Consider the following 427-nt stretch of genomic DNA (forward strand, 5'->3'; position numbering starts at 1 on the left):
GGTGTCGGCGGCGCGGGCGCGTCCGGCGGGGCGGGCGGCAATGGTGGCTTGTTCTACGGCCAGGGCGGTGTCGGCGGCAACGGTGGTGCCGGCGTCCCGGGGGCGGCGGGTATGGCCGGCACGGCCGGCGGTGACGGCGGCGCCGGCGGCAAGGGCGGCTGGTGGATGGGTCAGGGCGGCGCTGGTGGTCAGGGCGGCGCCGGCGGTAGCGGCGGGTCCGCAGTTGCAGGCGACGGCGGTGCCGGCGGGGCGGGCGGCAATGGTGGGACCGGTGGTGCCGGCGGCTTCCACGGCCACGGCGGGCTGGGCGGAAACGGCGGCTTGGGCGCCGCCGGCGGCGACGCAGGCGTGGGTGTTACCGGCGGAAACGGTGGCGCCGGCGGAGCCGGCGGGAATGCCGGAGCCGGCGGTGGGGGCGGCAGTGGCG

At 80.3% G+C, this 427-nt stretch carries 1 protein-coding gene; it reads left to right on the top strand.

Features of this window, described 5'->3' with window-relative positions:
- Window positions 1-427, top strand: a 427-nt coding sequence (locus BST12_RS35185; protein ID WP_211281425.1) for a hypothetical protein, incomplete at both ends; no start/stop codon positions are given.

The sequence above is a fragment of the Mycobacterium angelicum genome (assembly GCF_002086155.1).
Taxonomy (GTDB): Bacteria; Actinomycetota; Actinomycetes; order Mycobacteriales; family Mycobacteriaceae; genus Mycobacterium; species Mycobacterium angelicum.